Source organism: Marinobacter daepoensis DSM 16072, assembly GCF_000421165.1.
In the GTDB taxonomy this organism is placed as follows: domain Bacteria; phylum Pseudomonadota; class Gammaproteobacteria; order Pseudomonadales; family Oleiphilaceae; genus Marinobacter; species Marinobacter daepoensis.
Genome location: NZ_ATWI01000010.1, coordinates 26,939 through 52,007, shown reverse-complemented (window position 1 = coordinate 52,007; position 25,069 = coordinate 26,939). Strand labels below are relative to the sequence as shown.

The 25,069-nt window shown below is 58.2% G+C and carries 24 protein-coding genes; 8 read left to right on the top strand and 16 right to left on the bottom strand.

The genetic code is table 11. From position 1 onward, the window contains the following. Nucleotides 1-5 precede the first annotated feature (5 nt). From K325_RS0110075 to K325_RS0110040, 7 genes are all read right to left on the bottom strand, one after another. Nucleotides 6-797, bottom strand: coding sequence for a slipin family protein (locus tag K325_RS0110075; RefSeq protein WP_029654140.1), 792 nt, complete (start codon nucleotides 795-797; stop codon nucleotides 6-8). A 21-nt stretch (nucleotides 798-818) separates the two neighbouring features. Then, nucleotides 819-2,294: an NfeD family protein gene (locus K325_RS0110070; protein WP_029654139.1), complete on the bottom strand. Its 1,476-nt coding sequence runs from the start codon at nucleotides 2,292-2,294 to the stop codon at nucleotides 819-821. A gap of 278 nt (nucleotides 2,295-2,572) precedes the next feature. Continuing rightward, nucleotides 2,573-3,589, bottom strand: coding sequence for a L,D-transpeptidase family protein (locus K325_RS0110060; RefSeq protein ID WP_029654138.1), 1,017 nt, complete (start codon nucleotides 3,587-3,589; stop codon nucleotides 2,573-2,575). 52 nt (nucleotides 3,590-3,641) lie between these two features. Further along, nucleotides 3,642-4,211 (bottom strand): TMEM165/GDT1 family protein, encoded by a 570-nt coding sequence (locus K325_RS0110055; protein ID WP_029654137.1) that lies wholly within the window; start codon nucleotides 4,209-4,211, stop codon nucleotides 3,642-3,644. Nucleotides 4,212-4,433: 222 nt separating this feature from the next. Beyond that, nucleotides 4,434-5,825: an MDR family MFS transporter gene (locus K325_RS0110050; RefSeq protein WP_029654136.1), complete on the bottom strand. Its 1,392-nt coding sequence runs from the start codon at nucleotides 5,823-5,825 to the stop codon at nucleotides 4,434-4,436. 3 nt (nucleotides 5,826-5,828) lie between these two features. Continuing rightward, nucleotides 5,829-6,254, bottom strand: coding sequence for a MarR family transcriptional regulator (locus K325_RS0110045; protein ID WP_029654135.1), 426 nt, complete (start codon nucleotides 6,252-6,254; stop codon nucleotides 5,829-5,831). A gap of 162 nt (nucleotides 6,255-6,416) precedes the next feature. Further along, nucleotides 6,417-7,700 carry an MFS transporter gene (locus K325_RS0110040; protein WP_029654134.1) on the bottom strand — a complete coding sequence of 428 codons (1,284 nt, stop codon included), beginning with the start codon at nucleotides 7,698-7,700 and terminating at the stop codon, nucleotides 6,417-6,419. A gap of 245 nt (nucleotides 7,701-7,945) precedes the next feature. Here K325_RS0110040 and K325_RS0110035 point away from each other — a divergent pair, with 245 nt between their 5' ends. The 4 genes from K325_RS0110035 to K325_RS0110020 all read left to right on the top strand — a co-directional run bounded on the left by K325_RS0110035 (nucleotide 7,946) and on the right by K325_RS0110020 (nucleotide 12,771). After that, nucleotides 7,946-8,848, top strand: coding sequence for a BrxR family helix-turn-helix transcriptional regulator (locus tag K325_RS0110035; RefSeq protein WP_029654133.1), 903 nt, complete (start codon nucleotides 7,946-7,948; stop codon nucleotides 8,846-8,848). A 9-nt stretch (nucleotides 8,849-8,857) separates the two neighbouring features. Next, on the top strand, nucleotides 8,858-10,615 hold the full coding sequence (locus K325_RS0110030) for an ExeM/NucH family extracellular endonuclease (protein WP_029654132.1): 1,758 nt from the start codon (nucleotides 8,858-8,860) through the stop codon (nucleotides 10,613-10,615). 91 nt (nucleotides 10,616-10,706) lie between these two features. After that, complete coding sequence (locus tag K325_RS0110025) at nucleotides 10,707-11,603, top strand: alpha/beta fold hydrolase (RefSeq protein ID WP_029654131.1); 897 nt, start codon at nucleotides 10,707-10,709, stop codon at nucleotides 11,601-11,603. Nucleotides 11,604-11,727: 124 nt separating this feature from the next. Further along, nucleotides 11,728-12,771, top strand: a complete 1,044-nt coding sequence (locus tag K325_RS0110020; RefSeq protein ID WP_029654130.1) for an AraC family transcriptional regulator — start codon at nucleotides 11,728-11,730, stop codon at nucleotides 12,769-12,771. 1 nt (nucleotide 12,772) lies between these two features. On the opposite strand, the gene queE is transcribed toward K325_RS0110020, so the two are convergent. After that, on the bottom strand, nucleotides 12,773-13,429 hold the full coding sequence (gene queE / locus K325_RS0110015; RefSeq protein ID WP_029654129.1) for a 7-carboxy-7-deazaguanine synthase: 657 nt from the start codon (nucleotides 13,427-13,429) through the stop codon (nucleotides 12,773-12,775). Further along, entirely contained in the window at nucleotides 13,429-14,094 is a 666-nt protein-coding gene (queC, locus tag K325_RS0110010) for a 7-cyano-7-deazaguanine synthase QueC (protein ID WP_029654128.1), read from the bottom strand. Before queC ends, queE begins: the two co-directional genes overlap by 1 nt. Before the next feature lie 151 nt (nucleotides 14,095-14,245). Here queC and K325_RS0110005 point away from each other — a divergent pair, with 151 nt between their 5' ends. Next, the gene (locus K325_RS0110005) at nucleotides 14,246-14,758 is read left to right on the top strand and encodes a 3'-5' exonuclease (protein ID WP_029654127.1); all 513 of its coding nucleotides are present in this window, start codon (nucleotides 14,246-14,248) and stop codon (nucleotides 14,756-14,758) included. On the opposite strand, the gene K325_RS0110000 is transcribed toward K325_RS0110005, so the two are convergent. Beyond that, on the bottom strand, nucleotides 14,727-14,963 hold the full coding sequence (locus K325_RS0110000; RefSeq protein ID WP_029654126.1) for a hypothetical protein: 237 nt from the start codon (nucleotides 14,961-14,963) through the stop codon (nucleotides 14,727-14,729). The genes K325_RS0110005 and K325_RS0110000 overlap by 32 nt on opposite strands. A gap of 539 nt (nucleotides 14,964-15,502) precedes the next feature. Between K325_RS0110000 and K325_RS0109995 the strand changes: the two genes are divergently transcribed. Then, nucleotides 15,503-15,775, top strand: a complete 273-nt coding sequence (locus tag K325_RS0109995; protein ID WP_029654125.1) for a hypothetical protein — start codon at nucleotides 15,503-15,505, stop codon at nucleotides 15,773-15,775. Nucleotides 15,776-15,805: 30 nt separating this feature from the next. Here K325_RS0109995 and K325_RS0109990 read toward each other — a convergent pair whose 3' ends face one another. From K325_RS0109990 to K325_RS0109980, 3 genes are read right to left on the bottom strand one after another with little or no spacing between them, the layout of a single operon-like run. Then, nucleotides 15,806-16,219: a response regulator gene (locus K325_RS0109990; RefSeq protein ID WP_029654124.1), complete on the bottom strand. Its 414-nt coding sequence runs from the start codon at nucleotides 16,217-16,219 to the stop codon at nucleotides 15,806-15,808. A 26-nt stretch (nucleotides 16,220-16,245) separates the two neighbouring features. Next, nucleotides 16,246-16,800 (bottom strand): hypothetical protein, encoded by a 555-nt coding sequence (locus tag K325_RS0109985; protein ID WP_029654123.1) that lies wholly within the window; start codon nucleotides 16,798-16,800, stop codon nucleotides 16,246-16,248. After that, nucleotides 16,790-20,338, bottom strand: coding sequence for a response regulator (locus K325_RS0109980; protein ID WP_036193384.1), 3,549 nt, complete (start codon nucleotides 20,336-20,338; stop codon nucleotides 16,790-16,792). The genes K325_RS0109985 and K325_RS0109980 overlap by 11 nt, the downstream gene beginning before the upstream one ends. A gap of 101 nt (nucleotides 20,339-20,439) precedes the next feature. Here K325_RS0109980 and K325_RS18255 point away from each other — a divergent pair, with 101 nt between their 5' ends. Continuing rightward, nucleotides 20,440-21,444 (top strand): hypothetical protein, encoded by a 1,005-nt coding sequence (locus K325_RS18255; RefSeq protein ID WP_051146618.1) that lies wholly within the window; start codon nucleotides 20,440-20,442, stop codon nucleotides 21,442-21,444. Nucleotides 21,445-21,448: 4 nt separating this feature from the next. Here the strand turns inward: K325_RS18255 and K325_RS0109970 are convergent, their stop codons facing one another. From K325_RS0109970 to K325_RS0109960, 3 genes are all read right to left on the bottom strand, one after another. Next, nucleotides 21,449-21,679 carry a hypothetical protein gene (locus tag K325_RS0109970; RefSeq protein WP_029654120.1) on the bottom strand — a complete coding sequence of 77 codons (231 nt, stop codon included), beginning with the start codon at nucleotides 21,677-21,679 and terminating at the stop codon, nucleotides 21,449-21,451. Nucleotides 21,680-21,842: 163 nt separating this feature from the next. After that, nucleotides 21,843-23,129 carry an EstA family serine hydrolase gene (locus K325_RS0109965; RefSeq protein WP_029654119.1) on the bottom strand — a complete coding sequence of 429 codons (1,287 nt, stop codon included), beginning with the start codon at nucleotides 23,127-23,129 and terminating at the stop codon, nucleotides 21,843-21,845. 76 nt (nucleotides 23,130-23,205) lie between these two features. After that, on the bottom strand, nucleotides 23,206-24,429 hold the full coding sequence (locus K325_RS0109960) for a sensor domain-containing diguanylate cyclase (protein WP_029654118.1): 1,224 nt from the start codon (nucleotides 24,427-24,429) through the stop codon (nucleotides 23,206-23,208). A 169-nt stretch (nucleotides 24,430-24,598) separates the two neighbouring features. Here K325_RS0109960 and ybaK point away from each other — a divergent pair, with 169 nt between their 5' ends. Beyond that, the gene (gene ybaK, locus K325_RS0109955; protein WP_029654117.1) at nucleotides 24,599-25,069 is read left to right on the top strand and encodes a Cys-tRNA(Pro) deacylase; all 471 of its coding nucleotides are present in this window, start codon (nucleotides 24,599-24,601) and stop codon (nucleotides 25,067-25,069) included.

Below are 25,069 nucleotides of genomic sequence, written 5' to 3'. Positions count from 1 at the left end.
ACCGGTTAAGCCTCGGGCGTCTCCGGAGCATCGCCTTTCGACGGAGGGTTCTGCATGAATGTCTTAAGCAGATCCATCGGCAAAGGAAACACGATCGTCGAAGAATTATTGTTGCTCATATCGGCCAGCGTCTGCAGATAACGCAACTGCATTGCACCAGAGTTGACCGACATTACCTCTGCGGCTTCCACCAGCTTCCTGGACGCCTGCAACTCGCCCTCTGCGTGAATCACCTTGGCCCGACGCTCTCGCTCAGCCTCTGCCTGACGGGCAATAGCCCGAATCATCGACTCGTTCAGGTCCACATGTTTGATTTCCACGTTCGCCACCTTGATACCCCATTCCTCCGTCTGGGCATCGATAATCTCCTGAATATCCGCGTTGAGCTTGTCCCGTTCTGACAGCATCTCGTCCAGGTCGTGCTTACCCAGCACCGAACGCAACGTCGTCTGAGCCAACTGACTCGTCGCTGCGCCGTAATCTTCCACCCGGATAATGGCTTTCTCCGGGTCGACAACCCGAAAGTAAAGCACCGCATTCACCCGAACCGTCACGTTGTCCTTGGAGATGACATCCTGACTGGGCACGTCCAGTGTGATCACCCGAAGATCAACACGCACAATCTGTTGAATGCCCGGTATTACGATAATCAGGCCCGGGCCCTTTACCCCCTGAAAGCGGCCCAGAAAGAACACCACGCCGCGCTCGTACTCCGGAAGAATCTTGATGGCTGATCCCAGGATCAGCAGCAGCACAACCGTCGGTGCAATGTAGGGAATGATGTCGCCGAGATTCATACGGCCTCCTTGGTTTGCCGTTTATGATGAGCCATGACCATTGGGTGTGTCGCCCGTCTCGGGGACCACCAGCAGGGTCAGTCCGTGCATACCATTCACCCTTACCTGGGTTCCGGCCTTGATGTCGGCCTGGCTATGGGCGTTCCAGCGCTCTCCGCTGACCCGCACATGGCCACGGTAACCTTCGTAGGTAGTCTCAAAGTCATCCAGCGCAATACCTGCTTCATGAACCAGCAGTTCGCTCCCTGACACCGGTGCCCGCCGGCGAAGCCCGATAAAGCGGGTGACCGTCCATAAAATGAATCCACCAGCGACCACGGCCGTCCCGCCGATGGACGGCAGGGATATGTCCTGGTGGCTGCCATCCATCAAAATGACGGACCCCGCCACAAATGCCACGATGCCGCCGATCCCGAGTACGCCAAAACTGGGCACAAACGCTTCTCCGACAATGAACGCAAGCCCCAGCAGAATCAGGGCCAGGCCGGCGTAGTTCACAGACAGAATCTGAAACGCAAACAGCGCCAGGATCAGACAGATGGCGCCAATGACTCCGGGTACGACAGCCCCCGGATTAGCCAGTTCAAAAAGAATCCCGTAGAACCCGATGATCATCAGGAAATAGGCGACATTGGGGTCGGTGATGACCGATAACAGCCCGGTTCGCCAGTCCGGTTCCGCCCGGATCAGTTCCAGCCCGGCTGTTTCAAGAACCCGCTCACCGGACGCCATCCGCACAGTGCGACCATCAATCGCCGTCAACAAAGCTTGCAGGTCTGGTGCCACAACATCCACCACGTTCCGCTCCAGCGCGTCGGTTGCTCCCAGATTGACCGCCTCCCGCACGGCTTGCTCCGCCCAATCGGCATTGCGCCCGTGGCGTTCCGCCAGACCCCGGATATAGCTCACAGCATCTTCCAACACCTTGCGCTCCATGGCCGTGTTGCCACGTCGTTTTTCCGGGTGCTCGGTATTCCCACGCGCCTCCTCGTCAGAGGTCAATTCTTCCGGCGCCGTCTCTGGCTCCGGCTCCCCTGAGCCGGGCAGCCCGCCCATCTGAACGGGGGTCGCAGAGCCCAGATTGGTGGCTGGAGCCATGGCGGCGATGTGACTGGCGTAGAGGATGTAAGTGCCCGCGCTGGCAGCCCGGGCGCCCTGGGGAGAAACGTAGGTGGCCACCGGCACGTCTGAAGCGAGAATGGTCTTGATGATCTCCCGCATCGAATCCATCAGGCCACCGGGAGTATCCAGTTCAATAACGACCAAGCCCGCGTTTTCCTGCTCTCCGCGCCGGATGCCGCGGATCAGGTAATCCATGGTGGCGGGGCCAATCGCGCCTTGTACCGAGAGCACCAACGCGGTGCCGGTTTGCTCCGGTTGCGCCTGAACCGGCCGGGACGGGCCGGACAAAGCCCAAAGAACCCCTGCCAGGAACACCAGTGACCAGAGCACTGTCCTGCGGGTATACTGCTTTGCTCTGAACTGGCGCATACGCATTTCGCCCTCCACCAGAGTGATCAGAACAGTTTGGCCAGCACGGCCTCCGGTAATCGTCGTAAGACAAAGCCAATCAGGGCCCGGGGCCAGGCGGGTACAAAATGCCCGGCATTTCCCGCTTCGATTGCCTTCACCATAGCACGACATCCGGTCTGTGCATCGACAATAAACGGCGCCTTCCTGACCTTTTCATGTATCTCCGTACGGAGATACAGCGATCAGGCGGCCCCGGTCATCAGAACACTCCTGCTCATCGCCACGATCCTTTGTCAGGATGATCAAAAATACAGCGTCTGTTCTGGTGCCCCCTGCGTCTCGGATTTCGGTGACTCCACTGCGTCGTCTGATGCCATGCGGGTCAGTTTCTCACCAATCATCGAAGGAATGCCATCAGCCTGGTCCACAGCCAGTTCGATAGACCGGCGCCTCAGGTCAACCTCCGGATGCTGCTTCCGAAACTGCTCAACTTTCTCCAGAGTCTGCTGCCAGAGCCGTTCACGGTCACTGGCAGAATAGTCTTCATTCGGACGGTGGATTTCGAGCCATACTTCGCCGCCAGACATGCCGATTTTCACTGGATCACGGATCACCTGAACCGGCGTCCCTTTCTTGATCTGGTAGACAAAGCGGGAGATGTCTTCGTTGTACATGCGAAAACAGCCGTGGCTCACCGCCATACCAACCCCAAACTGCTTGTTGGTACCGTGAATCAGGTAGCCTTTCTCACTCAGCATCAGCGCGTGAGTGCCCAGAGGATTACCGGGGCCAGGCGGAATCATTTTCGGCAGGTATTCCCCGGAGGCCTCGTACTCGGCCCGGATACTCGCCGGCGGATACCATGCCGGGGACTCCAGCGGCATGGTCACCTCGGCGTTGGTGAGTGGCGACGGGTTCTCCTCCGTACCGACGCCGACAGGGTATACCTGAACGCCCCCCTCCGGCGTAAAGTAATACAGGCGATACTCCGCAAGGTTAATCACAATCCCCTCGCGCTCAACGTCTGGCAGCACGTACATACGGGGCAGTGTGATCATGGTGCCATCCCCCGGAAGCCAGGGATCAATCCCCGGGTTGGCCTTTACCAGCTCCAGATAACCCAGGGCAAGATCATTGCCGATAGCGGCGAATGTGTCTTCATAAACGGTGCTGAGCACCTGAAGTTCGCCAGCCAGATCACCTTCGGGTATAAAAGTCGGAACCCGGGGAGCACGGTCAGATGCCTGTTCTGACGCCGCCGTATAGGGCGACAGCAAACTCATGCTCAGGACAAGAAATAACCAGTTTTTCCACTGCATAACACTTGGTTTCCGTTTAAACATAACCTACGTTCACTGACCAGCGGCGGCCTCAGGAGTTCATTATTGTTGCCCAGACCGTGACCATCGCCAGGACTAGAAACAGAATGCTCGCACTCACGCGCGCCATCGCCAGTGGCAGACGCTCCATCAACCAGCGCCCCGCCATGATAACCGGCACGTTGGCCAACAGCATACCCACCGTTGTTCCGATAATAACCCAGAACGTTTCGGTATACCTTGCCGCCAGCACAACCGTGGCAATCTGAGTTTTATCTCCGATTTCCGCAAGAAAGAACATGATGGTGGTGGCCATGAAAGCCCCCATTCCCAGGAACTTCGAGTCTTCCGAGTCGTCTTTATCAGGAATCAGAAGCCACAAAGCGATGGCCACAAAGCTGATGGCCAGAATCCAGGGCAACCAGGCTTCCGGTATCCAGCGCGCGACCCAGGCACCCAGCCAGGCAGACAAGGCATGATTAAGAACAGTCGCAACGAAAATACCGAGAATAATAGGGGTGCGTTTGGCATACCGGGCGATCAGGAACAATGACAGCAATTGAGTCTTGTCACCAATCTCAGCAATCGCGACAGCCAGCGCAGAGGCGAGAAAAGCATCCATACAGCAGAACCTCAGGGCGGAGATTTATCAGACATGAGACAGCCCACCTTCCGCCCATTGGAGGTGATCTGCCTCAGGTCTTGCCAATTCCTGCTCAGGAACACGGTAGCCATGCAGATTGAGCTGCAAGTATGTTGACCACCGTCCGCGCCGGATCACCGGCACAGAGGCTACTCCCCCGAAGGTGGCGCCATCGTAATGAATCTTACGGGCAACCGCAACTCAGGCCCGCATTTTCCAGACCGGCACCGCCGCCAACGCCACAAACACAGCCATCAACCACCAGGCAGACGCGAATGCCGAAAAGGTGGGCAACCCTTGTTGGTGCTCCCCAAACTCAATGGTCAGGGCCACAACATTGACCCCCAACGCACCGCCGAGTTGGCGCGCAAAGTTGACCGTGCTGGAGCCCGCGCCCAGTTGTTCCGGCGGCAGGGGGTTGAGCGCGCCGGTCGACAGGGCTGGAAGCATAAACCCGATTCCGATTCGCCCCAGCACCGCCCAGAGCGCCAGCCAGAAGAACCCAACCAGCGCCCCGGTGGTCGCAAACAAAACGGCTGAGCCCGCAAACATCACCATGCCGAACAGTACCAGCCCCCGTGCACTCTTGCGGTCAGCCAGGCGACCCGCAACTGGAAACACCATGCCCAACACAATCCCCGCCGGTAACATGAGCAAGCCCGCTTCGGTTGCAGAGAAACCCAGCGCCGTCTGCACAAACAGAGGAATCAGGTAGGTTGACCCGAACAGCGCCAGACCCAGCGCCATCGCACCAATGGTGGCATAGAGAAACACCGGCTGACGCAGCAACGCCAGCCGAATAAGAGGGTGCTTTACCCGCCGCTCCCGAATCACAAAACCGACAACCAACCCGATCACCACTGCCACCTGTATGGCAACACGCGCAGTCTCTCCCGACCAGTTCTGCATCCGGTTCAGTGTTTCCAGTGTGAGAGCAATGGCGCTGCCGAGCAGAATCATACCGGCCAGATCAAACGGATAGTGCACGGGACGGGCCCTGGGGGTCGGCAGGAACCGCAAGGCCATCCACACCCCCAGCAGAGTCACAGGAGCAGGGGCAAACATCACCCAGCGCCAGTGAAACTGATCCACCAGGAAACCACCCAACACCGGGCCCAGGGCCGGGGCCAGAATAACGCCCATGCCATAGATACCCATGGCCTGGCCGCGCTGGTCAGCCGGGAAAATACGAAACACCAGATACATGCCCATGGGCTGCATCAGCCCGGCCATAGCACCTTGGCCGATGCGGGCAGCAATCAGCGTTTCAGGGGTCGGCGCAAAACCACCAAAGAGGGATATCAGAGTGAACATGGCCATGGCGGCACTCAGGGTAATCCGGACGCCAAAGCGGTCCAGTAACCAGGCAGAGGCCAGCATGGTGGTGGTCATGGCGGCGATGAAACCGGTGGCCAGCCAGTGAACCTGTCCCTGGCCGATACCAAACTCCACCATGATATCGTGCAGTGCTACGTTGACGACCGTGGCACTGAGCACTGTCGCCATGGTACCAAGTACAACGGTAACCACCGCCAGCCAGCGCCAGCGGTCGCCATATCGGGCCCGAAGACCCTCTACGGACTGGTCAGTCAAAGATCACTTCTGTTTTTCAGCGTTTTCCATAATCTTGTGGAAAACTTTCAGGGAAGATTCGATCTCCTTATCGGAAACACCCTCGAGCATTTCCTCGCGGAGCGCCGCGGCCCGCTCAGACAACTCATCCATAAACTCAACGCCAGCCTTGGTCAGATGCAGCCTACGGGCGCGGCGGTCATTAGGGCAGGGACGCCGCTCAATCAATCCCTGTTGCTCCAGGCTGTCCAGCAAGCGGACCAGGGTCGGGTTTTCAATCGCCATCAGGCTGGCCAGCTCCCGCTGGGTCAGGCCCTCACCACCTTGCTGCAGGTACACCATAGTGCTCCAACGAGCCTGGGTCACCCCCAGATCCTTCAGGCGTTCGTCCAGCATTTTGCGCCAACGGCGGGTTACCCGGGCAACCGCAAATGGGAACTGATCTCTCATGGTTCAATACTCCTGATGAGTGCCCCGGCATGAGACAGACACACATTATCCCAAAACCGACAAAAAACTTACATTATTGGAAATTCACCAATAGTAAGCTAACCATTGAAATAAAAACAGATACGGAGGTGGAAACATAATTGGGGAAAACCGAAAGCTGCGTCAACCCGTCTGACGCAGCTCTTCCCGCATTTCCTCCACTTCCGGAGACTCATGGAACTCCGTATTACGAGGGTCCATCTCGGTCAGTACCGGCGAGGTCTCAGGCATGGCCGGAACAAAATGCTCCTGTTCGGCCACCGGGACATCATCGGTATGGCTGATGCGGTAGCTGGTAATCGCCGCCAGCACGAGGAGAAAACCTGCATTTCCGTAAAACAGCCCTTCAGGCCCCATCAGACTGATCAGCTTCGACATGATCACTGGCCCGATTACGCTGCCAATCCCGTAGCTCAACAACAACGTTGCACTGGCCGAGACGATCCGGTTGCTGTCCATGCGGTCGTTGGTGATCGCCACCGCAATCGGATAAATGGTCGCCGACAAACCGGTAAACAGCCCAACCATCAACGTCAGCAACGCCAGGTCGGCAGCGCCAAGCACAGCCACACCGCCCGCAGAGGCCGCTGCCGAGATCGCCACCCAAAACATCACCCGGCGCCGGTCAAAACGATCGCACAATCGCCCAAGGGGCAACGCCAGAAGCATAGCGGCAATGATAGCACTGGCCATGAAGGTAGAGGTGCGGGCCACATCGAGCCCGACCAGGGTCGCGTAAACCGGGCCCAGCGCGTAAAAGCCCCCGATCAGTGCACCACAGATCAACGCACCGGCAACCCCGGAGAAAGACTCCCGGGCCAGCTTGAAGAACGACATCCGGCTGGCCTGCTCGATGACGGGCGCTTCCATCCGGGTCAGAGACAAGGGTATCAGGGCCAGCGTCAGCAGCATGGCGGCCAGGGAAAACGGCATGAAATTCGCCGGATCTCCCACATTGACAATTAACTGTCCAGACGCCGCCGACAGATAGAAAACCACCTGATAGACGGCAAACAGAGCGCCCCGGTTGGCATTGGAGGCCCGGCTGGAAAACCAGCTTTCGATAACCACCAGAACGCCCGCAATGCTGAACCCGGACAACACCCTGAGCACCGCCCAGAACACCATCGAGATCGCCATCGGGTACATCAGGGCCGTTACGGCGGCCATAGCTGCAAACACGGCAAAGGCGCGAATGTGACCGACCCGGCCAATAATCTCGTGGACATAGAGCGTTCCGAGCACAAAGCCGATGGAGTAACAGACCATTACCCAGCCAATGACATCGGCAGCCACTTCCTCAATGCTCAGGCGGATACCCAACAGCGTCATCAGGAACGCATTGCCGCTGACCAGAAGCACGATGCTGAGAATCAGCGCTGATAAAGACACAACCATCCGGGTCATGTAGGGCTCCGCCTGTCAGAGTTACAGTGAGTAACAAAAATAAAAGATAGCAACATTATGGATTTCTGCTGGTGGGCATTTAATCAACCACTGCCTCACCGTGCTACTAGGGAGTTGCCGAGACCCAGAACCCGCTCCAACACACCATTTAACAATGTTTTACATTAATGGGTCGTAACAGACCCGGTTGGCAGGAGCGGGTAACATATTTGCCATGCAATCTACTGGACCGTGAGCGCCTGGTTATGAAGAAAACGGACTGGCCCATTCGCTGGGATTTACTGCTTCGCTATCGACTCATCGAGATCATTGCCCTATGGGAGGGTCGGCTGACCACCAACCATATCTGCCACAGTTTTGGCATCGGTCGACAGCAGGCCTCCAAGGACATCAATACCTATCTGCGTGAACTGGCTCCGGGCAACCTGGTTTATGACCGACACCTGAAGGGCTATGTTCCGGCGCCCGAATTCCGGCCTGTGGTCACCCGTGGCAACGTTTCTGAATATCAGGACCTGCTCGCTCGCCAACAGAACCTGAGCGAAACCTTCTCCGATCTGGAGCTGGGCCTGCCAGGTAATGCTGTCATTCCTGAAGCGGTTCGTCATATCGACCCCGAGGTGATGCGTGCCGTGGTGACCGCCACGCGCTACCACCGCCAACTGACTGCAAGCTACGTTTCCCTCAGCCGTCCGGAGGCCGCCGAGAGCGTCCTTGAGCCTCATGCTCTGGTTTGCTCCGGCAGCGGCTGGCATGTCCGCGCCTGGTGCAATGCCAACCGTGAGTTCCGGGACTTTGCCCTCAGTCGCTTCCACGGCCGGACCGAAGCCCTGCGCCAGAAAGCCAAACACACAGCCCATCAGGACAGCGACTGGCAACGGAAAGTGGTTCTGGATATTAGTCCGGACCATCGACTGACCGAGGCCCAGCAGCAGATTATTGCCAGGGACTACGGCATGACCAACGGCCTGCTCAGCATCGAAACCCGGGCCGCGCTCGCACCGTATGTACTGGCCCGCCTCGGCATCACCTATGAAAACAGCCATCCGGACCCTCTGGTCCAGCAGCTTGAACTGGCCAATCCTGATCAGCTTGGATTTGGCAGCAAGCGGGAACGTGCGCTCAAGGCGGTGGCCGGTCTCTGCTAGACAGGTTCTGTGATCAAACCACAACGCGCGCTTTCCACCGCTTTCCTTGCTCAACTCCTGTTTGCGGCGGCTCCTTTGGGGGCAGCCGCAGATACCGCCTGCGGAAATTCCGCCACAGCTATCCATGGGATTCAGGGGGCTGGCGACCAATCACCGTTAGCCGGCAAGCGCGTGACGGTAGAAGGCATCCTGACCCGGGACAGCCGGCAGGCCGGCGGGTTCGGCGGCTTCTATCTTCAACAGGCCGATCACGAAACCGACAACAACCCGGGCACTTCGGAAGCTCTGTTCGTCTATACCCGGAAGCCTGGCGGCAAACCAGGCCAGAGAATGCGAGTCACCGGGCAGGTGACAGAATTTCACGGGCTGACCGAACTGACGAAGGTGAAGGCCCTCACGGCCTGCGAACACACCGGTCTTCCCGCCTCCATTGCCGTGTCCCTGCCCTGGACTCAACCGCCGGAAAGCCTGGAAAACATGCGCGTGCGCTTCACCGGTCCCCTGACCCTCACAGACAGCTATAACCTGGCCAGATATGGTGAGCTGGTGCTGGCCGCCCATGATCAGATTATCGCCACAGAATACCTGCCACCCGGCCGGGAGGCCCGGGCTCTGGCGCAACACAATCATCACCACCGCGTGCTGTTGGATGATGGCCTGGGTATACGAAACCCGGAGCCCGTCCCCTGGCTGGGGCAACACGCCTTGCGTGCCGGCGACACCGTCTCCGGGCTGGAAGGGGTCCTGGACTACCGTTTTGGCCAATGGCGGATTCAGCCAACCCGGACACCTCATTTTGAATCTGGCAAAACCAGACCCGCGCCCCCCATTAAACCACCCTCCAGCCTGAGAGTCATGACCCTGAATCTGCAAAACTATTTCAATGGCAACGGCGACCAGACGGGCTTCCCCACGCCCAGGGGAGCCCGGTCCTTCGCCGCCTTCGAGGCACAGCGGGAACGACTGGTCAGGACCATCCGGGAAGCCAGGGCCGACATTCTGGCCGTGACCGAACTGGAGAACGACGGCTACGGACCCTCCAGTGCCAGCATTGGCCTGGCACAGGCACTGGGGGCAGGGTGGATGGTCATCCGGACGCCGGGCCAGGATGGCAGCGATGCCATCAGGACCTCTCTGCTTTACCAGTCCGACCGGGTATCTCCCGCCGGCATTCCCCACAGGCCCGGACCGGAAACCCCGGCCGGACGCCCACGACCACCACTGGCCCAGGCATTTAAAATTCCGGAGGGCGATCAGGAGTTCTGGGTCGTCGTGCCTCACTTCAAATCCAAGTCCTGTCGAAACGCCTCGGAAAACGAACGTGACCAGGGCGATGGACAAGGCTGCTACAACCGGCACCGAACCCGAAGCGCCAAGGCCCTCACACACTGGCTGGACCAGCTCACAGGAGGGCTCACGGAAACGCCAGTTCTGATCACCGGGGATCTCAACAGCTATCCCCGCGAAGCCCCGCTTGAGCACCTCCGAAAGGCCGGCTTCTCGAATCTGGTTCACCGGTTTCACCCCTGCCGGCCGGAACACTGTGACCATTACACCTATCGATACCAAGGTCAGAAGGGAACACTGGACTACGCTCTGGCCAGCCCGGCTCTGCTACCCAGCGTCCTGCAGGCACAAACCTGGAACACAAACGTCGATGAACCCCCGGCTCTGGGTTACCGACAGGCGCCTGACCAGAGCGGTCCCTGGCGCTCATCCGACCACAATCCCGTTCTGACGGATCTCTCGTTCACGCGCCAGCCCTGAGTTGCCCCACCGCCTGCCAACTCTGGCAGCCTGGCAATAGCACCCAGAACACGCCCGGTTACACTGACTCCGCACTCACAACGAGCGAGGTATGAGCGTGGCATCCATTCCCGTCCCCAATCTGTGGCCTCTGGCCCGCACCGGCCAGCGCTGGCTGCTCCGCGCCAGACGCCGGGAAACCCGGCTGGACAACCATCGCATGGTTTTTCTGGAACGTGGCACACCGGGGCCCGGGCGGCCCACTCTGGTGCTCATTCACGGCTTTGCCTCCATGAAAGAGAACTGGGCTCTGTGGATGCAGAAACTGCCGTCTGACTGGCATCTCCTGGTGCCGGACCTGCCAGGGTTGGGCGAGAGTCAGTACCGGGCTGACGCCAGTTACCGGTACGAACACCAGGCCGAGAGACTCAGCGAATGGTTATCAGCGTATCCCGGGCACAATCTGCACCTTGCGGGCAGCTCAATGGGCGGGGCCATCGCTGCCATCCTGGCTTACAAACTGGCTCAGCCTCCGCGCTCCGTTACCTTGCTCAACAGTGCCGGCATACCGGAACATCCGGATGTGGACCTCGATGCTCCGTTTGAGTCTGACCGTGACGCCATCCTGATTCCCGACGACTGGGCTGGCATCTATCGCATGTTCAACAGCGTTGGAAATGGCCGGCCTACGGTCACCGGCCTGGCCATGGCAGGATTGCTCGGGCCCGATCTGCTGAAACGCCAGCCTTCGCTTCGTCATATTTTCAATGACATGCTGGCCGATGCTTTGGCCCCTGCCCGCTTCCTCGGCCGGAACACGCCCCCGCTGCAGGTGCAGTGGGGCGACCGTGACGTGATCACTCCCACCCGCTGCATAAACTGGTTTCACACCGCCACCCCCGATGCTGAGATTCATGTCTTCCCGGGCGTCGGACATCTGCCCATGCTGGAGCGCCCGGGCCAGTCGGTCCGAGTGCTGAAGGATTTTGTGCGCCGCCAATCCGGGTAATGGAATTGGCCTCTCTGGCCCATTGACCCGTCAGCGAAGTCATGGGGCTTACGCCCGCAAAGGGCCATAATCCAATCAATAACGCTCCTTTGCATAATAAAAACACACGCTGACGAGGAACATCATGCGCGCCTCCGTTTCCACCTCACAGGATCTGGGTATGCCAGCCATCTATCTGCATACCCTGGCCGAGCTGCTTCACACCCTGGGCGTCGATGAACGGGATCTGATCCTGAGAGTGGGGTTGGACCCCACCCGACTGAACTCCACAGACCGGCGGGTCAGCCAGGCCCAGGCCAGCGAATTTGTGACCCGGGCCATCATTGAAAGCGGGGAACCAGGGCTTGGCATCCTGCTGGCGCGGGAGCTCAAGCTTCCTCTGCATGGCGCTCTTGGTACCGCTGTCATGAGCAGCCGGACGCTGGCGGAAGCACTGGAGCTGATGACCCGATATCTAACCTTGCGCGCCCCGCACCTTCACGTACAGAAACGTTCGGCCGGAAACAGCGTCTGGTACAGCGTCAGCTGTGGCATTGAACTGGGCCCTCTGCAAGGGTTCGTTCTGGACGCGGTGTTGTTTGGTTGCGTGTCCATGGGCGCTCAACTGACGGGTACCACCGTGCCCGGGATCCGGGTTCTGCGACAAAGCCCTGAGCCAAACCATTTTCATCGGTTCCGTCGATTGATCAACGTTCCCGTAGAGTTTGGTGCCACCGAGGATGCTCTGGTCATTCCTGCCAGCCAGTTAACGCTGCCCGTGCGTTTCAGCAACGACCAACTGGCCATGACATCCCGGGAGCAATGCGAAACCGCACTCAGACAACTGAAAGAGGATACCGGCTTTGCCAGCCGGGTGCGGCGGGTCATCGAAACCAGCCACCCTTTCCCGCCAAAACTCGCCCGCGTTGCCAGCACACTGTTTGTTTCTGAACGCACGCTCAAGCGACGCCTGCAGGAGGAGGGGGCCAATTTTCAGGCACTGGTGGATAAGGTGCGCCTGGAGCGAGCCAGGGAACTGCTCGCCAGCACCGCCATGAACCTGAGCCAGATTGCAGACACACTGGGCTATGCCGATGCGGCCAACTTCACACGGGCCTTCAAGCGGTGGACCGGCCTGAGCCCGAGCCATTTCCGGACCAGAGAATTGAGCACTGCAGAAACCGCCTGATTCAGTCGATGCCCAGAATCTTGTGCATCTGCAGGGTCAGGCGCCATTGAGGGTGCGCCAGACAATAATCCGTCGCTTTGCGGGTATTACTCCGCTTGACGGCGTCGTCGCCCTGATCCGGTATGCTCGGTGAAGCCATCGGCGACAGGAAGTAATGTTTCGCCTGGATGTGAAGGAATCGCTCGGGCAGGGCCAATGGTTGCGGATACACCAGCTTGAGTTCATCGCACCTGCCAATCACCACCTCTGCATCCGCTTTGGGGCTGACGCAAAGCCAATCGATTCCGTCTGGCGCGGGCAAAGTGCCATTGGTTTCAACCCCGACTTCAAACCCCGCATCGTGAAATGCCGCAATCAGTGGCTCATCAAGCTGCAACAGGGGCTCACCCCCGGTACAGACCACATAAGGGCGCCCGGGAGCATCAGGCCACAAAGCCCGGATATGGGCCGACAGGGCTTCGGGCGTTTCAAAGCGCCCGCCATTCTGGCCATCGGTACCAACAAAATCGGTATCACAGAAGTTGCACACCGCGTCGGCCCGGTCTTTTTCACGCCCGGTCCAAAGGTTACACTTGCTGAACCGGCAGAACACCGCAGCCCTGCCCGCCTGGGCACCTTCGCCCTGCAACGTATAAAAAGCCTCTTTGACCCGGTACATCAGACGTTGCTCTCATAGGCGAGGGGATCGCTTATGCCATTGGCGGCAAAAGCTTCCAACCGCTCGACACAAGATCCGCAACGGCCACAGGCCTGCTCACGACCGTTATAGCAGGTCCAGGTCTGGCTGTAATCCAGCCCCAGCCTGAGTCCTTCCGACAGGATTTCCCCCTTGTCCAGGGTCATAAACGGCGCTTCAATACCCACCGATTCGTAATTGGCCACCCGGCACACAGCGTCCATTTTCTCGACGAATTCCGGCCGGCAGTCGGGATAAATGGCATGATCCCCGCCGTGGGCGCCATACCAGACGGCTCCGGCCCCCACCGTAACCGCATAACCAGTGGCCAGTGACAACAGAATCATATTGCGGTTCGGCACGACGGTCGCTTTCATATTGTCTTCCTCATAGTGGCCTTCCGGCACCTCTATATCGGAAGTCAGCGCGGACCCGGACATAACGTCGCTCATGGCACGGATGTCGATCACCTTATGGGGAATACCTTCCGCCCGGCATACCTCCGCAGCGACCTCCAGCTCCCGCACATGGCGCTGGCCATAATTGAACGACAGGGCGTGGACATTCAGTCCCTGCGCACGCGCACGATGCAGTAATGTGAACGAATCCATACCACCGGAATAGATAACAACAACTGTGTCAGTCATGAGGGGCTCAGCACCAGTTTCAGAGGCTTGTGTCATCGGCTTTTTATAAAGCGTGGCCATATTGTAACAGCGACGGGCCGGGTTGGGTTCGCGTCCCGGCACGATCAGGGGTACACTCGAACGAAAACGACAAAGCACCAGCAACGATTCAATGAGCGAAAACAGCAGCCCGGCTTTTATCGATTTCGAGGCGTCCAGCCTTGACCTGATTGCCAGTTACCCGATTGAGGTAGGCCTGTGCATGCCCGACGGTAAGCTTCACAGCTGGCTGATTCGCCCACACGTACTCTGGCAGGACTGGTCGGAAAGCGCGGAAGCCATCCACGGGATTTCGCGGGCACGACTGGAGCGGGAAGGCATGGCGGTTCAGGAGGTTGCCCGACAACTGAACGAGCTGTTACCGGGCCAGGTATTCTGCGACGCCTGGACGTTTGACAGTTTCTGGCTACATCGTCTGTTTCGGGCTGCGGGCGCTCCCCCGGGCTTTCAGCTCGAATCCATTTCAACGCTGCTGGACTCCAGCCAGGTCCGCCAGTGGTCAGCCATTCGCCAGCAAGTCATTGCCGAGCTGGGGCTGCCCGTGCACCGGGCAGCCAACGACGCACTCATCCTTCACAAAACCTGGGAGCGGGTTATTTGCCGGGGCGCAGCCGCAGTGCAATAACTTCCAGGCCATCACGGATCGTGTGAAGCGTCCAGTATGTCGCCAAGGCCATCAGTGCCGCTCCAGCGACGGTAAAGGACAGGTTCTCACCCACCGCTTGCCCCTGTGCCATCACCAGATAAACAGCAACGACTACGAGCAGGATAATCTCTACGATAAAATCAGAACGAAACTTGTTGCGGGCAGGTCCGGGGTCTTCGGGCATTTTCTTCGGTTTCAACCTCTTGATAACAGGATCAACTCAGTCTCTAAATTATCACCGGAACAAAGCTGAAAGGCTGTACGAAGTAGTGGCTACGAACTTTCCGAGATGGCAAAAAAAACGCAGCCAAGCTGGCTGCGTAGAAAGGAGAGATCCATCCGATACCTGAAGAACAGGTACCGCGGATTGCACAACGTAAAAACACGTGACAGGACAAAGTATGGGTGATCACAGCCACCCCGTCTGTACGGGTTTGCCGAACAAGCGGGGCTATTGCAAACCACCCAATTGCCGATACACTGATGACTGTACCGAACCTACAGAGCTGATTTGACCAGAATGATTTTACCGCGCACCGTTCATGTAACCGCCGACTGCCCGATGGGGCAGGCCGTGCGCGTCATGGTGAAAGACAACTAACGGCTTTCGGTCAGTCCCGGGAGCCGTTGAGGTAACCGGGGCAGCTTCTCCGCCAGACCCCGGTTGCCTGAGGCTCCGGGGTTTTCTGTTTTTTGCAGCCGCAAAACGACAAGGAGAACATCATGAGAAGACATCCGATATCTCGCGCAGCGAATCAGCCGATGACAAACCGTCAGGCGCCGATCAAACGCCCGGAAAAGCTGCCGCTGCTGGATGCAATCTGCAAGAAACTCAATCAGCGCGTCAACCTGGATGACGAGCAGCGGGTGCTGGGTCTGTATGAGCGGGGCTGGATATTCAAGGGAGTGCTGAGCACCCTTGACGGTGCAGAAGCACGCTATGTCAGGGCCCTGGCCACCCGCTACAACTCCTGGATAGCGCGTCAGGTGGCGTAATTTCACCTCTGACAACGATCGCTGAGCCGGTCAATGAGGCCGGTTCAGCCCCCCCATCGTCAGCAGATCACCGCCATGAACCATGGCATAGTTGTTCACAACGTCGTAAATCTTCTCCTGCGAATAAGGCTTCACCACATACCCGTTCGCTCCCGCACTGATTGCTTTCTGAATGCTTTCAATGGAATCGTCTGCGGTTACCAGCACAATGTGCTGACTCTCACGAACCTCCTTGAACCGGGTCATCAGTTCATGCCCGTTACCATCCGGTAGCCCAAGATCCAGCAAAATAATGTGGAACTCACTCGCTTCGAAGGCCGCCCGGGCCGATGCCGCATCGGAACACTCCGAAACACTGGTAGCACCGGCTTTATGCAGCATGTTAACCAGCCGTTCACGCATAACCGGCTCGTCTTCAACCACCAATACTCTGAGATCACTCATGACTGTCTCCTGTTCTGTGCCTTGGTTCAGTACGCATCGTTACCGGTTCTGCGCGGCAAATCGAGAGGGGGGGGCTCCGGATGAGCCTCGGAGAGGGCAGACTCCTGCCCGGCCAGCTTCCCCGGGGCTCGGACAGCGGAAGGCTGGGAGGCCCGGTTAAGAATGTTGGCAATGCTGACCGCCGTTGTATAGAGAGAAATGGCCACGATCAGCAAAACAGGTTGAACGAAGGCAACGAACCCTGGGATATCCGCATTCCCGGTCATACTCAGGATCAGAATAATCGCCGGCCCCAGAACCACAAACAAGGTAAGGGCAATAAAGAACACAATGCGCTCCTTATAACGCCCAAGATCCTGGTTCGTGACCAGCCCCAAGACAAACTTGCCAATCGCCAGGCCCGCCAGAATGGCCGCAGCAACACTGAGATCCGGTCGCATCAGCGACTGATAGAGGTTGCCGTCCCAGAGTCTCTGCATGGCAATCACAAGGAAGGGAAACAGCACAAACAGAATGTCGGCATAAGTGCCATACATCATGCTCAGCGAGTACTGTTCCTGTCGCTGGTTATTATTGCTCATTGGTCGGTTCCTTTTTTATAACTGTAGACCGTTCGTGACCGGTAAGAGCCCGGTCGATCATCTCGGCCAGAAGGCTCAGCTCCCGCTGCACCAACAACCGGTCCCCGGGACTTGTGCGCAAGCACTGCTCCACAGCCCCCGCCTGTTCTGTCATCTGTGGGAAGCCCATGGCACCGGCCGTCCCCTTGATCTGGTGGAGTTCCCGGTGCAACAAGGGTAAATCGCCCTGAGCCAGAGCGGCCTCCATGCCACCCTTTCGCGCTTCCAGCCCATCAAGAAAGCGGACCACCAATGGTTCGATGTCGTCATCGTCGACCACCGGGAAGCTCTGTTCCACTGGCAGATATCGATCCAGAAGCGCCTGCAGATGCGCATGGTCTATGGGCTTGTTGAGAACCCCGTCGCAACCGGCATCGAGGAGCGCTTCATTCTCAGCCTGGTCCCCGGCCGTAAACGCAATGATCGGTCGCCGAAATCCGGCCTGGCGCAACAACCGGGTAGCGGCAACACCATCCATGCCCGGCATGTGCCGGTCCATCAACACCAGCTTGATCGTCTCAGACAGTGCCCGCCGTACGGCCTCTTCTCCGTTGGTGACCAGCACCGGCTCTGCCCCGGTACGACGAAGCATCCGCTCCACCAGTCCGCGATTGTCGTCGTTGTCTTCAGCAACCAGAACCTTGCCACTGTACCGGTGGCTGCCCCCCTCCGCGTCTTCCACGGCCACCGCCAGATAGCGGGCAAGTGCATCATAAAATCTTTGCTTATCAATGGGTTTTGCCAGATGATCGTTGCAGCCAGCGAGCCGGTATTCAGCAAGATCCTCGGCCATCACATTGGCGGTCAGCGCAATCACCGGAGTGTTCACTCCAGCTTCCCGCAATGCCACGGTCGCATCCCGGCCGTTCATGACCGGCATCTGGATATCCATCAGGATCAGATCAAAATGCTCACGGCTGGCACGCTCCAGCGCTTCAGCACCGTTACTAACGTGCACCAGCTCTGCGCCCGTGCGCCCCACCAGCAATGACACCAGACGACGATTAACATCGTTGTCCTCGGCGCAAAGGATTCGCCCTGTCAGCCTGGGGGCCGCTACCATGGCAATATCCCGCCGGCGCTGGCTGAATTCTGAGGCGTCTCGGAGGAAGTGAACCCTTTCCAGATGGCCCGTGCTGATGCACACCTCGAATTCGCTGCCCTCGCCATAGGTACTGGACACCCGGATGTCGCCGCCCAGCAGCTCAGCCAGGCGCCGGGATATGCTTAATCCCAGACCAGAGCCCCCGTACTGTCGGGAGATCGCGGTGCTACCCTGGGCAAACGGGTCGAACAACCGGTCCAGTTGCTCGGACTTCATACCAATCCCGGTATCGACCACCCGGGCATACAGTTTCTCCTGCTCACGGTCACAGCGGACAATCAGGGAAATCGACCCATTTTCCGTGAATTTAAGGGCATTCCCACACAAATTAATGATAATTTGTCGATAGCGTGTTGGATCGGTCCGGATCTTTTCCGGTAACGGAAAGTCGCATATAACACTGAAATCCAGACCTTTTTCCCTTGCTCTGGGGGCAAAGAACGCCCGAACTTCCGCCAACAACTCCGGCAGGTTGACCGGCACCACATCCACATCGAGCTTGTTGGCATCGATTTTCGAGTGATCAAGGATGTCGTTCACCAGCTCCAGCAGATGGCGCCCGCTTCGCACCACGGTTTCGGCACTGCTGCGTTTTTCGGCGTCATTCAGGTCGGGGTCCAGCAGGGTCTCGCCATAGCCGATGATAGCCGCCAGCGGCGTCCGTATTTCATGGCTCATGTTCGCCAGAAACTGGCTTTTGGCCTGCGCGGAGTTACGGGCCAACTCTTTTTCCAGACGCTCCTGCTCCCGCTCCCGCTCAATCTGCAAGCGCCGGTGACTTTCAGTGGCATCGATGCAAGTGCCTTCCAGGTGCGTCGCCAGCCCCTCGGCATCATAAACGGTATGCAGTGAGATGTTGGCCCAGCGCTCCTGCCCCTGACGAGTCAGGTAACGGGCTTCAATACCCTTGACGGTTCCCCTTGCCTCAAGCTGTTCAACAACCAGCCGTCGCAGGCGGTCATCGGCAATACAGGTTTCCAGAACATCCGGGTTACTGGCGAGCAGCTCCCGGCTACTGCCATAGCCCAGCATCTCGGCCATGGCCGGGTTAGCGGTCACAAAACGCCGCGCTGGCGACATCTGGAAAACACCTTCAATGGCGTTATCAAACAACGACTGATAGCGCTTCAGGTTCGCCAGGGCCCGCTGGTTCCAGGCCAGAGCCTCCCCCTGTACTTGCTTGATACGGTCAGCCAGAGCAAAGGAAAACAGTATGATCTGGGCCGTCAGGCCAAACTGGGGGGCGTAGCTGGTAAACGTATTCAGCGGCAGATAGCCCATGACCGTAAAGGCATAGATACCGAACCCCAGCAACGCCAGCGTCCAGGCAAAGAAATACGAGCGTGCTGCCGGGTTGTAGTATCGCCAGGACAGGTAACTGACCACAATCAGGATCACGCTCAGCAGGATCGACCCGACCACAATCCATTCCATGGCCACCGAGTAAGGCATAAAAAAGGACAATCCGAACGTGGCCACCACAGAGTACAGACATAGCCTCAGGGTCTGATCCAGATCCGGGGAGCGTTGGCGGGTTTCCAACAGTGAACGGGCCATCAACAGACCGAAGAACCACGTCAGGATGATCTGAAAATGCAGGTACTCCTTGTTCAGCAAGGGAGGGCGGCTATCCAGAAGCTGGACGCCGTGAACCTGTTCTGTGCCGATAAACACCGCCGCACACACCAGGTACAGCACGTAATAGATGTTGCTTCGCTCCCTGACGGAAACAGCCACGAACAGGTTGTAAGCAAGAATGGCCAGAATGGCACCCAGCAGCAACCCACGAACAGCTTCATCAATGGAGACCTTTTCGATATAGCTGTCCGGATGCCAGAGCGTGATTGGCAAACGGAAGGTGTTGGTGTTGGTGATCCTCAGATAGACCGAGGTTACCGAATCCGGTGGCAATCTCAGGCGAAAGGTCGGGTTTGGCACCGACAGGTCCCGCTCTTCCCAACGGTTCAGATAGCCGGTCTGGCGCTGCTCAACCACCTGGCCATCCTGAACCAGGTAAAGGCGAACGTCGTCAACCAGAGGTAACGCAAGCTCCAGAATCCAGTCCGTGCGTGACGCAAGACGATGGGTACTCAGTTCAAAGCGGGTCCAGTAGGCAGATTCGGTGTAACCAAAGTTCAACACCCCCTTTTTGTGCCGGGTGAGGGTACCTTCGGTAGCGGAGCGAACGTCCTCAATTGTCAGGGATTGGTCCGGGTCTTCAAGATACCAGAGGCATTCCCCCAGGTCCGGGATACTCTGTGTGTTATGACCCAGCATGATCTGACCATCCCGGCAGGCGCTCTGGGCCTGCGCAAAGGCAGGCAGAGCCAGAGCGGCCAGAATCAGGAGCAGAACCACCGTTCGCACCGGGATGTCGGCAAACCGTTGCTGCAAAATGTGATCTCCGCGCGGGCAGTTGCGTGCTTTATCGTTTATTGTCAGCACTCGTCACTTTAGCCGTTCATACTCTTTTTCGCACGCCGGGGCCGCCTGAAATGAGACATTCCTGCTTTTTCGTTGCCGTTTCGCTGACGATACTGACACTGTCCGGGTGCCGGATCGAAAGCGGAGGAGGCTCCTCGTCAGCCTTCAACCCGGCCACCAATGTTGATCTGACCTTTTCCAGCTTTGACCTCTCCGAGCAGACCGGCAATACCCTGTTTGCGGATGTCATCCAGGGGGTAGAGCCGGACCCATACGCACCGAATGCCGGAGAAGCCAGAACCGTGGCTGACAGTCTCCGGGCTCAACTGACCCAGTTTGCCGGGCTGACTTACACCGATGAAACGCCACCAGCGCTGAGTTCGGTCAGGAATGCTCTGGATCTGATGCGCAGGGTGATCGGCGAGGGCGACGTCAGGAACTTTCAGGAAGGGCGCCAGTATATCGAGCGCCGGATCGATCAGGGCAAAGCCGGTGAGTACAACAACCGGACCAATCAGGTGCAGGTGCGGTTTACGGACCAGACCGCCTGGATGGAAGGAAAGCCGGCACAAGACTACCAGTGGCAGTACCCCATCGTGAAGTGGGTCTACACCCCGGATTCTTCGAACCGGGTGACCCGAATACTGACCTGGACGCCTGCCGGTTCCTTTCCTGCAGGCTCTACCCGGCCAAGTGCCACCCTGGCCACCCAGTTCAATCCGGTCCGTTTTTCGTCCTCCGGCTACAACGACGACGCACGACTCCGGACCGAGGGAACACTGGTCATTGAGGGCGAACGTGAACTGTCCTTTGTCAGAACCTACGAAGGTCTGAATTCAGACACTCTGATCATTGATGGCACTCAGGCCGGTACCGCCGACAACACCACCGGTGGCCCGGAGTTCTCCTTCGCCGGCAAGACGGTCGACTGCGTGAAGATCGTGCTGGATTACGCCACGCCTGAAGCACAACTGTTCACCTCGCTGGATGAAGCGCCAGGCTCCGAGGGCTACTGTTCCGAAAAAGCAGAAGCAGATCTTGAATTTGCCACCGTACAAACCGGCTTGAGGCCCTGATCGCTCAGGAGAGATCCCAGTTCTGCAGAAAGCCCTTCTTTCGGCAGATCATCCGTTCGTAGGTGGAAATCATGATCGCGGCATGGGGGGCTTTGGTCAGGCGCAGGGTTTCTATCCGACGCTCCAGGCGTTTTACTTCGTCGTAGACCTGCTGCTGGACATGGGTGCGCACACTGTCGTGCTGGTCCAGTCTGACGCGCCGCTGCTCCGGCGGGAGACTCTCGGGCTTTTCCATAATTAACCTCGTCCAATGAGTGTGGAAAACATCCTTATTGACTATTGCCAAGTGTGCCGAACTGTCAGACAAAGTGCAATTGGAATGAACAAGCTTTCACTTTTTTTGGCAGAACCGGCCCACAGGCCTTGGGGCACAACGCCTGAGCTTTTTCATAGATCGATCAGGCGGGCACCAACCTGCGCTGATTTTCCGGCAAAAGCGGAAACTGCTTGCAAACAGTGTAGACGAAGCGGCCCAGAGCCGGTAAATGATGGCCAATGATCGGCAAACCGGTGGTCAGCAGGCTCACCGAAATATCCCGGGCCGGGTCGGCCCAGCACAGCTTGTTAATCAGTCCGATGTGACCGAACGCATACCGGCTTTGCGGCCCCCACAAGCCAACGGGGTTTCCCCCCAGCATCATCCCTGCGCTGAAACGCATGGGCACCAGCATGGTTCGGTCAAGCTGAAGCGAACCGAACTGCTGAATGGCGCGACGAATGGTGAGCTCACTGCAAATACGCTTGCCATTCCAGACGCCGCCGTTGAGCATCATCTGGAAGAACCGCCCCATCTCCTCAGCGGTACCACACAGGTTCCCGGCCGGAATGACCGCTTCCTGAAAACGAGGATCGTTCGTGACTTGTTCCACGGTTCGGATGTCGCCGCCGAGCGCACGATTTACCACCCAGGACACCGGGAACTTCGGACGCGGGCCCGTGGCGTAGTTTCCTGCCAGTTCATGCAGATGCTCCGGGGTAATCCCATAGGTAAACCACTTCATGCCCATCGGCCGGCGCAGGTAGCGGTCCAGATAGTTCTCAATGGAATCACCCGTCACTTTTTCCAGCACCCGCTGCAGCACATACCCACCGGTAATCGCGTGGTAGGCAAGCTTCGCACCATCAACCTCTACCGGCCGTGCTTCGCACAGCAAACGCCAGATTTCGTCCCGGTTCCATAGCACCTCAATGGGCGTCTCCCGGGGAATCGCCGGAATTCCCCCACGATGAGACAGAATCTGATGCACGGTGATTGTCCGCTTGCCATGGCGGGCAAACTCGGGGCAATAGTAAGACACAGGGTCCATAAGGTTGACCAGGCCCTGTTCCGAGAGCATATGCATGAGCAGCGCCGTCACTGCTTTGGAGGCCGAGAAGAAACACACCGGGGTGTCTGTCGTCATTGGAATTTTTGACAGGGAGGGCGGGCCCTCAGGACCGTTGCCCCGGGCATGGCCCAGGGCCCGGTGCAGAACCTGTTCGCCACGGTAGCGCAGAGACAGCTGAATTCCCGGGTGAACCCCGGTGCGATACAGGGATTCAACGCTGCGCCAGACCGTGTCAGGCACTTCTGCATCCAGGTTTACCCGGTCCGGATGCTCCCCGTCAGCGTCCCGGAAGGTGACGGAAGACAAGTCACGGGGAACCTCACAGGTGTGCAGGGCACGGCGGGCAAATCGATGCATGATAACGCCTTGTCAGTCTTGTTATTGATTTACAGGCCACCGGTTTTCAGCCGTTATCAACGGCCGGAAAAGGCGACTATCCCGAACCATTATGTACCCGGGACCCAGGCTGTGCCATGACCACACAGTTCCTGCCCCGCTTTTTGGCCCAATACATCGCTTTATCCGCAGCCGCACACAGGGCATCCAGCGTCTCGCCATGATCCGGAAACACCGCTACTCCAGTGCTGATGGTCAGATGGATCGTCTGACCGGACTCCAGGACCACAGCGTGATCGCTGACGCGCTGACGAAGGCGTTCAGCGGTTTCACCGGCTTCCCGCACGTCCATTTCCGGCAGAATAATCACGAACTCCTCACCCCCAAACCGGCCCAGGGCGTCCACGCTTCGCACGCTTTCCTCAAGCAAGCGGCTGATCGAACACAGAGCCAAATCGCCAGCAGCATGCCCCCAGGTGTCATTAATCTCCTTAAAGTGATCAAAATCGATCCACAACAGAGCCAGTGGTCGCTGGTACCGGCTCGCCCTCGCCAGCTCTTCATCCAGAACCCGGGAACATTCCCGGCGGTTGAGCACGCCCGTCAGAGAATCCCGGGTTGCCATGGCCTCCAGTTCGCATTCCAGCTTCTTGCGGTCCGAAATATCCAGAATGATGCCTTCAAGTACACAGGAACCATCGTCGTCCCATACTCCGCAGCCACGCTCCCAGACCCAGATTTTGCTGCCATCCCGGCGTGTCAGCGCATACTCGACGGAAAACGGCCGGCCCTGTTTCGTGGCGGACGCCACCTCCCGGGCAACCGTGCCCGTATCGCCTGCGTCGATCAGTGCGGCATAACTCGTGATCCGGTTGTGAACCAGCTCATCCGGCCGATAGCCCGTGAGATCCGAACACCCCGCAGATACGAACAGCATGGTCCAGTCCTCATCGGGCAGGCACCGGTACGCCATCCCCGGCAGATTATTCATCAGTACGGAGAGCTGTCGTTCCCGGCGACGCAAGGCCCGGCGCTGGTCCTCCTGAAACGACAGAGAGTTGCGGTCGTTGTTTAACTGGCGCCACATCACCAGAAACAACACCACACCCGTCACAGCCACAAACAGAAAGCCTTTCCAGGTTTGAACCAGCGACAGCTGCCGAGGGTCGGGAAACCAGCGTTCGACGACCTGATCGGAGAAGGTGATCCAGGCCAGCCCCACCCCCAGATACACCAGCGTGACCCACAACGCTCTGCGTAGCGGTCTTCCACTGTCGTTTGGCTGAATTGGTTGCGTGATCTCCGAGCGATCGGACCCCATGGCAATTTCCTGTTGGTACTTCGTGACCCTAAACAAAAAATAGTCAGTTACCGATCACGAGTCGAGAAGGATTTTCAGTTTAAGGTGGCCTGTCCTCCCGGAGGGATGAAGTCACTGCCCGCTCGTGCTTTAATCGCCGGTATGTCAGACCTGAGTTCAAGGAACCCTTATGACGCCCGCGATCATCACCGCCCAGAAGGCACGGGTAGATTTCACCGTTCATGAATATGAACATGACCCGGCTGCCGAAAGCTATGGTGAAGAAGCCGCCGAGAAAACCGGCGCAGACCCCGCCCAAGTGTTCAAGACCCTGGTGGTAAGCCTTGATGGCAAGACACTGGCGGTGGGAATAGTGCCCGTCACCGCGATGCTTGGCCTGAAGCAGATCGCTCGGGCCGCCGGCGCCAAGAAAGCCGCCATGGCAGACAAACTGCTGGTTCAGCGAACCACCGGATACGTCCTGGGCGGAGTCAGCCCACTGGGTCAGAAGAAGCGATTGAAAACGTTTATTGATCAGTCCGCCCAAACCTTCGACACCGTGTTTGTCAGCGCCGGTAAACGGGGCCTGGAAATTGAACTGTCGCCCGAAGACCTGGCACGACTCACTCAGGCCCGATTCGTCGCCTTACAACAGGAATAA